The sequence below is a fragment of the Psychrobacter sp. TB20-MNA-CIBAN-0197 genome, from assembly GCF_040309765.1.
In the GTDB taxonomy this organism is placed as follows: Bacteria; Pseudomonadota; Gammaproteobacteria; order Pseudomonadales; family Moraxellaceae; genus Psychrobacter; species Psychrobacter submarinus.
In genome coordinates, this window is the sequence record NZ_JBEOPC010000293.1 from 1 (window position 1) to 307 (window position 307).

A 307-nucleotide genomic window follows, 5' to 3' on the forward strand; every position below is an offset into this window, starting at 1 on the left:
GGTCTGGCACCGTTACCAGATGCCGGCCTATCACCTGATCGCCAGCGATGGCCACGGCGTGACGCTGGTGAATATCGGTGTCGGCCCGTCCAACGCCAAGAACATCACCGATCACTTGGCCGTGCTGCGCCCGCATTGCTGGCTGATGATCGGCCACTGCGGCGGCCTGCGTCAGTCGCAGACCATCGGCGATTACGTGCTGGCCCACGCCTACATGCGTCGCGACGGCATTCTTGATCGTGTGGTGCCGCCGAATATTCCCATCCCGGCACTGGCCGAAGTGCAGCTTGCGCTTCAACAGGCAGCG

At 63.5% G+C, this 307-nt stretch carries 1 protein-coding gene; it reads left to right on the forward strand.

Features of this window, described 5'->3' with window-relative positions:
• A partial coding sequence (locus AAEY83_RS13725; RefSeq protein WP_502945172.1) for a phosphorylase family protein occupies positions 1–307 on the forward strand: 307 nt, incomplete at both ends.